The sequence below is a fragment of the Dapis brunnea BLCC-M229 genome (assembly GCF_050015995.1).
Lineage (GTDB): Bacteria > Cyanobacteriota > Cyanobacteriia > Cyanobacteriales > Microcoleaceae > Trichodesmium.
The window spans coordinates 1-8433 of sequence record NZ_JBNHEP010000015.1; the positions used below are offsets into that span (position 1 = coordinate 1).

Annotated in this window: 7 protein-coding genes; 6 read left to right on the plus strand and 1 reads right to left on the minus strand. The window is 33.4% G+C overall.

The window, feature by feature from the left end; genetic code table 11:
* The 5 genes from ACP6PM_RS01520 to ACP6PM_RS01540 form a co-directional block, all read left to right on the plus strand.
* A partial coding sequence (locus ACP6PM_RS01520) for an adenylate/guanylate cyclase domain-containing protein (protein ID WP_426581194.1) occupies nucleotides 1-665 on the plus strand: 665 nt, incomplete at its 5' end.
* 414 nt (nucleotides 666-1079) lie between these two features.
* Nucleotides 1080-3146 carry a HAMP domain-containing sensor histidine kinase gene (locus ACP6PM_RS01525; RefSeq protein WP_426581196.1) on the plus strand — a complete coding sequence of 689 codons (2067 nt, stop codon included), beginning with the start codon at nucleotides 1080-1082 and terminating at the stop codon, nucleotides 3144-3146.
* Between the two features lie 812 nt (nucleotides 3147-3958).
* Complete coding sequence (locus tag ACP6PM_RS01530; RefSeq protein ID WP_426581198.1) at nucleotides 3959-4168, plus strand: hypothetical protein; 210 nt, start codon at nucleotides 3959-3961, stop codon at nucleotides 4166-4168.
* A 110-nt stretch (nucleotides 4169-4278) separates the two neighbouring features.
* Nucleotides 4279-4749, plus strand: a complete 471-nt coding sequence (locus tag ACP6PM_RS01535) for a phosphate-starvation-inducible PsiE family protein (protein ID WP_426581200.1) — start codon at nucleotides 4279-4281, stop codon at nucleotides 4747-4749.
* Between the two features lie 486 nt (nucleotides 4750-5235).
* Complete coding sequence (locus ACP6PM_RS01540; protein WP_426581202.1) at nucleotides 5236-5691, plus strand: nitrate reductase associated protein; 456 nt, start codon at nucleotides 5236-5238, stop codon at nucleotides 5689-5691.
* Between the two features lie 486 nt (nucleotides 5692-6177).
* Here the strand turns inward: ACP6PM_RS01540 and rimM are convergent, their stop codons facing one another.
* Nucleotides 6178-6807 (minus strand): ribosome maturation factor RimM, encoded by a 630-nt coding sequence (gene rimM / locus ACP6PM_RS01545; protein ID WP_426581204.1) that lies wholly within the window; start codon nucleotides 6805-6807, stop codon nucleotides 6178-6180.
* Between the two features lie 292 nt (nucleotides 6808-7099).
* Between rimM and ACP6PM_RS01550 the strand changes: the two genes are divergently transcribed.
* Nucleotides 7100-8305, plus strand: coding sequence for a tetratricopeptide repeat protein (locus ACP6PM_RS01550; protein WP_426581206.1), 1206 nt, complete (start codon nucleotides 7100-7102; stop codon nucleotides 8303-8305).
* Nucleotides 8306-8433 lie beyond the last annotated feature (128 nt).

The window sequence follows — 8433 nt, forward strand, 5'->3', positions numbered from 1 at the left end:
GTCCAAAAGTTAGAGATAATTATGGATTTATAGTCAAATATTTAGGAGATGGAATAATGGCTGTATTTCCTCATGGAGCAGATGATGCAGTCAAAGCTGGTATTGGTAAAATTAAAAAAGTTGGAGAATATAATATTAAGAGAGATAACCAAAGTTATAAACCAATAAAAGTGGGAATTGGAATTCATTTTGGCAAAATGATGGTAGGTATGGTAGGAGAAAAAGCCAGAATGGAAGGTGATGCTTTGTCAGATAATGTAAACTTAGCTTCTCGTTTAGAAGGACTAACAAAATTTTATGGAGTTTCTATCATAATTAGTGAAGCAGTATTTAATAATTTAGTAGATTCAAATCAATATCAAATTAGATTTTTAGATCGGGTCCTAGTTAAAGGGCGAAATCATCCTATTAAAATTTATGAAGTTATGGATGGAGATCCAGAATATTTGCTAAAGTTAAAAAAACAAGTTCAACCAGATTTTGAACAAGGAGTATTATATTATCAACAGCAAGAATTTGCCATGGCAAAGGAATATTTCCAAAAAGTATTAACAGTCAATTCACAGGATAAAACTACAGAAATTTATCTAGAACGAGTGAATAATTTTTTATCAGAAGGTGTACCTAATAACTGGCAAGGAGTTACAAGCTGGAATCAAAAATAAAAAGAGGGAATATTCAATAATTAATAATTCACAATTAATAATTAATAATTACCTCTTCTTATAAAGAAAAGAATTGACTAAAAGGAATTTTTTTCTCCATGAATGGAGAGGCTTTATACCTTAATTTTTCGGTAATTGATAGTTTTATGGATAAGGATTGATTTTATTTTTGATTATTGGAAATGTCTAATAGCTGATAGCTAAGACCTAATACCTGTTTGCGCAGCATTCCGCAGGAAATGCTTACAATAATAGTAAACTTGGGCAAATTTTAATATAGCTATATATAGCTAAGAAAGAATTGGTTAGGACATATACTAATAATGAATCTTAGAGAGCGAAAATGTTTTTCCAACTGTTGCCTGTTTCCTGCTATATAATTGAAGTTTAAGTAGAAAGAAATAAGCCGCCACTATGCCAAAGTCACCACTTAATCCCCTTTTTTGTAAACTTTCACCAAAACTTCCCCTGCGAGCTATAGTCATTGTCCCATTTGTATTGCAAATCATCTCAGCAGTATGGTTAGTGGGATATCTGTCATTTACAAATGGTAAGCGTGCAGTCAACGACTTAGCGAATCAATTACAAAAGGAAATTACAGTCCGTATTCAGCAGAAACTGGATATTTATTTAGAGACTCCCCATTTAGTGAATCAACTAAATGTCAATGCTATTCGTCTTAATCAACTTAATATTCAAGCAACTAATGATCTCGAACGTCATTTATGGAATCAGATTCAGTCTTTTGATTCTATTGGTGTGATTGGGATTACATCTACATCAGGAACTATGGTTGCAGTTAGTCGCCAGGATAATAACGCATTGAATATCATTGTTACAGATCAATCTACAAATGGAGAACTGCAGAAATATGCTACCGACAGTCAAGGGGGACGAACCAAGCGCACAAACGTAATTTCCCAATATGACTTCCGTCTACGACCATGGTATCAAGATGGCATCACCGCAGGTCAAGCAGCTTGGGGTAAGATATTTACATCCCTAATTGATGAAAAAGTAAAAATGATGGCGACTCAACCTATAATTGATAATGATGGTAATGTCATCGCCTTAGTCAATGCTACTCTAACCTTTTCTCAAGTGCATGAATTTTTACAGAAGTTGAAGATTAGTAAGTCAGGGGAAGCTTTCATTTTAAACCGTTCTGGAGAACTAATAGCTAGTTCAGCTACAACCGATCCTTTTATTAATAACAATAATGACTCAAAACTGATAGACGCTTTAGATAGTAAAGATCCTTTAATTCGTTTAGCAAGTAAACATCTCACAGACAGGTTTGGGGATCTCAATCAAATTCAGAATACTTCATTACTGAACTTTGATATAGATGGTAAACAACAATTTTTACAAGTCGTACCTTTTAGCGATAAATATGGTTTAGATTGGTTGATTTTGGTAGTAGTTCCCCAAGCAGATTTTATGGGGCGTATTTATGCCAATACTCGGATTACTGTTGCCTTATGTTTGATGGCATTAATACTAGCAATTGTTTTGGGTTTACTAAATTGTGAATTGATTATTAGACCAGTTAGGCGTTTGAAGCAAGCAGCAACTTCTTTATCTATTGGAAACTGGGAACAAAAAGTCAAAGAAGTTCCCATTGATGAATTGGCAATATTGGCTCAATCATTTAATCAAATGACAGAGCAGTTACAAAAATCATTTGTTGAATTGGAGAGGAAAAATACTGCTTTACAGGAGGCAGATAAATTCAAAGATGAGTTTATGAAAAATATTTCCCATGAACTAAGAACTCCACTTAATAGTATTATTTGTTCTCTAAAATTAGTCCTGGATAACTTTTGTGATAGCCCAGAAGAAGAAACTGAATTATTACAGCAAGCTGATAAGTCTGCTATTCATTTGCTGGATTTAATTGATGAACTTTTGGATTTGGTACAAATTAAAGAAGGCAAACTTATAATTGAGAAAAAGTTAGTAAATTTGTCGGAATGCTTAAGTGAAATAATCGATTCTCAACAACCTCTAATCCAACACAAAAATCTGCAACTATACAAACCTAATATGTCTAAATCAATATTTGTAGAAGCCGATCCAACAAAGCTAAAGCAAATATTTTTAAATGTTATTGATAATGCAATTAAGTTTACTGAGACTGGCAGTATTACTGTTAATGTTCAGATTAAACCAGGTGTGAATACTTATGATATCGATCAAATTCCGATTGCAGTAGTAACTATTAAAGATACAGGAATTGGAGTTGAACCGAGTAAACAACATCAATTATTTCAATCTTTTGTCATGCTAGATGGTTCCACTACTCGTGCTTATAGTGGTTGTGGTTTAGGATTAGCAATTTCTCGTAGTTTGATGGAATTGATGGGTGGTAATATTACTCTAGAAAGTGCTGGTAAAAATCAAGGTACAACAGTTTCTCTATCTTTACCTGTTGCTCTCCAAACTTCTGATTATGGTGAAAATTTGACCACTTTAATTTAATTTTAGAGCGTTGCATAATCTAGGTATGAATTATAAATATTCACCCCTGAAACTACTTGTTTCCTAGGCATTTTATGACAATCTTTCCCTACTCCCTAATTTCACGCATCATCAGCTATTGTCCATTTAATTTGTATATGATGATATTTGAGACATCAGGCTCAACCTTTCTTATATTTTAACTTTTAACTTTTGACTTTTGACTTGCTGTTGTGCATTAAAAATGCACAACAGCTTGCCCACGCTTCATTCAATAATTAATAATTAATAATTAATAATTAATTATTAATTATTACCCCTCCTTGAAAAGAAGAGGATTGACTAATCATGAAAATTTTTATTTATTATCCCCTTAAAAGGGGAGGCTTTAAACCAAAATTTTTCGGTAACGCCAATTTTAGGTATAATACCAATTTGAAAAAAGAATGTTACGAATAGTAATACCATGTCCGCTTGAATAGTTATAATTACAGCTCGTAGTAGGGCTTTAGCCCTAAGATAGATATTTCACGGGCTATAGCCCTACTACAAACAAAAACTTTTTTTATGACTAATTATCCGGACATGATATAAGGGCAATAAAAATATTTTTTAGAAGATGTTCATTTGACAAAAAAGATAATTTCCGATCTAAAACATGGTATTAAAGGCATTCATTCTGACTCCTGACTCACACAAAAACCCCCTAGTCATTTGTAGCAAACATTTATCAAAATGGTATAACTTAATCAAACTATAAAAGATTGATAATTGCTATTTGATCGTAACTAATTGTATACTGATCTGGCACAATTCAAAACTAGGGTGATAATATGCAATCAAATTCTGATAATTTCCCAGAAAAAGACTCAGGAGATACTATACCTTATTATACCACAGCCAAAGCCGATTTATCACTTTTATTACACAATATATCAATTGCTGCCTTGGTCGGAATAATAGCTTTTACAGCAGTAAGCTCTTTGATTATTGCTGCTAGTAAAAATTCGCTTAATGAGATGGAAAAAACAGAAATAGAATAGATTTATGCTACTATTTAGTTGCTTTTAACTGTATAGTAAAAAGGCGAAAAAACTACAATAAATTTATATTAAATTCCGAGTTTTATGTCAATTATATACTAAAAATAAACATGAAAAAATTCCTCAAAACTATCAAAAATCTTGTTCTTCCTGAACAAGATGAATTTTTCCTCAAATTTATTGAAGCCATGGAAATCATAGTTTCTAAAGTTCTAACTTTATCTATGATTGCTGTGATTCTTTTTGCTGTATTTGATCTGGTAGTTTTTATATCTGAAAAACTTTTCTTGACACCCCATCCTCTTTTTAAAGATACTTTATTTGAAATATTTGGACTATTCTTAAATATTTTAATTGCTCTGGAACTTTTAGAAAATATTACAGCCTACCTCCATAAACACGTCTTTAGTCTAGAGCTAGTAATCGTTACTTCCTTAATTGCTGTAGCCCGAAAAATTATTATTTATGATCTGGATAAAAAAGGAGGAGAAGCCTTAGCCGGATTAGCATTTGCTATTTTTGCTCTATCCATTAGTTATTGGATTATTAGCTCACGAAAAAAGCCTCCATTCAATCATTAAATATGATATCCGGTTTAATATTTTTGGCATTGCTGAATTAAGGTATGAAATTCAATAATTAATAATTAACAATTAATAATTAATAATTACCTCTTCTGATAACAGATAGGATTGGCTAAAAGGAATTTTTTTTCTTTTCTTGGTCGATTAGATATGGCGTTTAACTGCGCGACATGAAAAGCGGAGTGGCTCTGCATTTTTCGGGAAACCTCCCCATCCCATCCTACTCCAAGCTCCGAAGATCGACCGCTGTCTTGGTCGATTGGATATGGCGAGGAGACCTCGCCATCCCATCCTAACGGACTGCTCCGCAAACGACCGCTTTTTCTCCATGAATGGAGAGGCTTTATACCTTAATTTTTCGGTAAGTTTATAGGTAATAGGGAACAGGGAACGCTTAACAGTTTATTAACAAGTAGTTCAAACAATCCAAAAGGATGAGAATTGCTATATCTCAGAGTTATCTAACTAAAAAATCAAAAAAATATGAGTGACAATTATTTTGAATTTGAGCAAGACTTTGTAGCATCCCTACGGTGCATTCCTATGATAGTACGCTATAAATTAGATACCTGTGGAGTTAAATTAAAATTATCCCACTGGCATCAATTTAATCATGCAATTCGTCAAGAGTTGGTAGATAAACCTTGCAATAAATCAGAGGAAATTCAAAGTTATCGAACATGGCTACATCAGTTAGTAATTGAGCAGACAAATACCTCTGCTAAAGATTTACCTGTTGAAGAAAATCCACCTTGGATGGATGAGACAAAAATTCCAGAAACAGTTCAGGAAAAAGCTCAAGAAATAGGTATTAAAATTAAGTTAGAGCAATGGAAAAATCTGACTCCACTACAAAGGTTTGTTCTGATTAAACTTAGTCGTCCTAGCCATGAAAATAAAAATTTTTTACCTGCTGTTGAGGAATTTAAACTGATTTGAAGGACGAAAGCATGACACTTATTTTCACCGAAAAATAAAGGTTTAAAGCCTCTCCTTTCAACGAGAAAAAAGCGGTCGTTTGCGGAGCAGTCCGTTAGGATGGGATGGCGAGGTCTCCTCGCCATATCCAATCGACCAAGAGAAGAAAAAAAAATTTCCTTTTTAACCAATCCTATCTGTTATAAGAAGAGGTAATTATTAATTATTAATTATTAATTATTGAAACGGATGTACGGATACATGAAAGGTAAGCATTCAGCTATCAACTATTACTTTTGCTGTAGATAAAGGCTTTATTATAAAGCTCCGACCTAGGAGACTAACTGATAACTCAATACGGTTCAGATAAGACCAAAAATCATAATGTATGGAACCATTAGAGTAGCTCTTCAGATTACATAAGTGCAAACAAAATCCTTAACTGAACCGTATTGACTGATAACTGTTAACGCAGTTCCTCCGGAGGAGGCTAACTGATAACTGACTTCACAGGTCAATTAAGCCTTCAGGGGGAGTAATTTCAATGATATTTTTTTCAAAATTAACTATAGGAACAATTTCTTTGACAAACGGAATTAAAATATTTTTGGATTGGGGAGATTGAGGTTTTTGCTGATGTTTTTTCCGCCGACTTCTGCCACTTTCTTGTGGTAAATTATCTCCCATAGGAACTTCAGAAATAACAGGACTATCTGTAGATATTTTTTCTACTTCTAACAAATCATTGCCGGCGGAAATCATACTCACAACCTTGCCAATAGTTTCCCCATTTAACTGATTAATAACTGTTAAACCAATTAAGTCTGGTACATAAAACTCATCTTCTTCTAGTTGGGGGCGATCGCCTTTTTCAATCAATAACTGACTATTTCGTAAAGCTTCAGCTTGTTCGCGATTTTCAATTCCTGCCAACTCTATCACATACAACCCCTTACTAGAAAGATAACGACCACCTAATAATTCAATAGACTGGGGTTCTACTTGACCTGGTGATAATAACCACCTTTTTCCAGGTTCTAGGAATCTTTCTGGGAAGTCTGAGCTAGGATATACTCGCAAGTCTCCTCTCAAACCTTGAGGTGCAACAATTTTACCAATTTCAATCCATTCAGACATTCTTTGTAAGTCAAAAGTCAAAAGTGAAAAGTCAAAAGTTATAAAAATTAATTCTTTCTTTGCTGTAGAAAGAATTAGTTAGGACATAGACTAATGATGAATCTTAGACTAGGAAACGTTTTTCCAACTGTTCCCTGTTCCCTGTATCCTGTTCCCTGCTATATGAGAATTTGGCCTAAGTCTTGTGTATATTATAATTTATTTTACTCTCAATTTGGAATCTAGGTTTGATAATTAGAATTAATTCATAGATCGAAAATATTATTAGTTAATCTGAATTTTTAGCAGAAGCATGAAAATTATAAATCTGATTTTAACTCTCATACTTTCTCTTAGTGAAAGTGTCGTATATAGTCATATAAATAACAAAATTAAGCATGATTACCAACAAAAAAAATCTTTAATTATCCTGACTCAAAACCAAGAACAAATTGAAGAATTTAAACTGAGAGAAGAAATTCGCGATCGCGTCCGAGAAGAAGTAGATTATACTTTTCGTCATGCCACATCATTACTTAGTGTTTTTCTAATTGTCTTGACTTTTTTCCCTGCTTCAGCAGCAATTTGGATTTGGTTTCTTCAGGCAAAGTTGGCTAACAAAATTGATATTACAGAACAAGAAATTGATAGTTTTAAATATGACACAATATCTCAACTGAAAGAAATGGTCGGTGAGGCTCAAATTATCTTAGATGAACTGAAACAACAAAGTCACAAAGCTGACGAAAAAATTGAACTACTTCAAAAGGATACTTTGATTCAATATTCTGCTGCTCAACCTGATAATTCGGAGCCTTTAATGATGGCGAATGATTATGGGAAACAAGGAGATAAATTTTTCTTGGCAGGTCGGCTCAAAGAAGCGATTAATGCTTATAATCAAGCTTTAAAAATTTATCCAGAAATGGCAGATGTTTGGAATAATCGGGGTGTAGTTTTGACAAAATTAAAGATGTTTGATGAGGCGATTACTTCTTACGATCGAGCTTTACAAATTCGGGCTGATTATGCAGATGCTTGGAATAATCGGGGTGTTTCTTTGATAGAATTGCAGCATTATCAAGAGGCAATTAATTCTTTTGAACAAGGGATAAAGGTTAAACCTGATTATGCAGATGCTTGGAATAATCGAGGGGTCTGTTTAGCAAAAATTCAAAAATATCAAGAGGCAGTGAAGTCTTATAATCAGGCACTTGCTATTAAAAATGATTATAGTGATGCCTGGAATAATCGCGGTGTTTCTTTGATGAAATTGGGAATTTATGGAGAGGCGATCGCTTGTTTTGATAATGCTGTAAAAATCAAACCAAACTTTTTTAGTGCTTGGTATAATCAGACTCGTTGTTATAGTTTGAAAGGAGAGGTTGAAGTAGCTTTAAAAAGTTTGGAAAAGGCGATTAGTTTGAATGGTGGAAACTGTCAGGAAATGGCAAAAAATGAATCTGATTTTGAGAATATTCGGGATCATGAATTATTTCAGAAATTGATTAGTGCGTAGACTTATGTGTAGGTTGGGTTGACGTAGGAAACCCAACAGTTTTTGATGAAATTCAGGGTAATATTATGTTCGGTCCCATATTCCGCACGTCAAGTTGTAATATTAAAAGTAGTATAAAAAATGGTAGC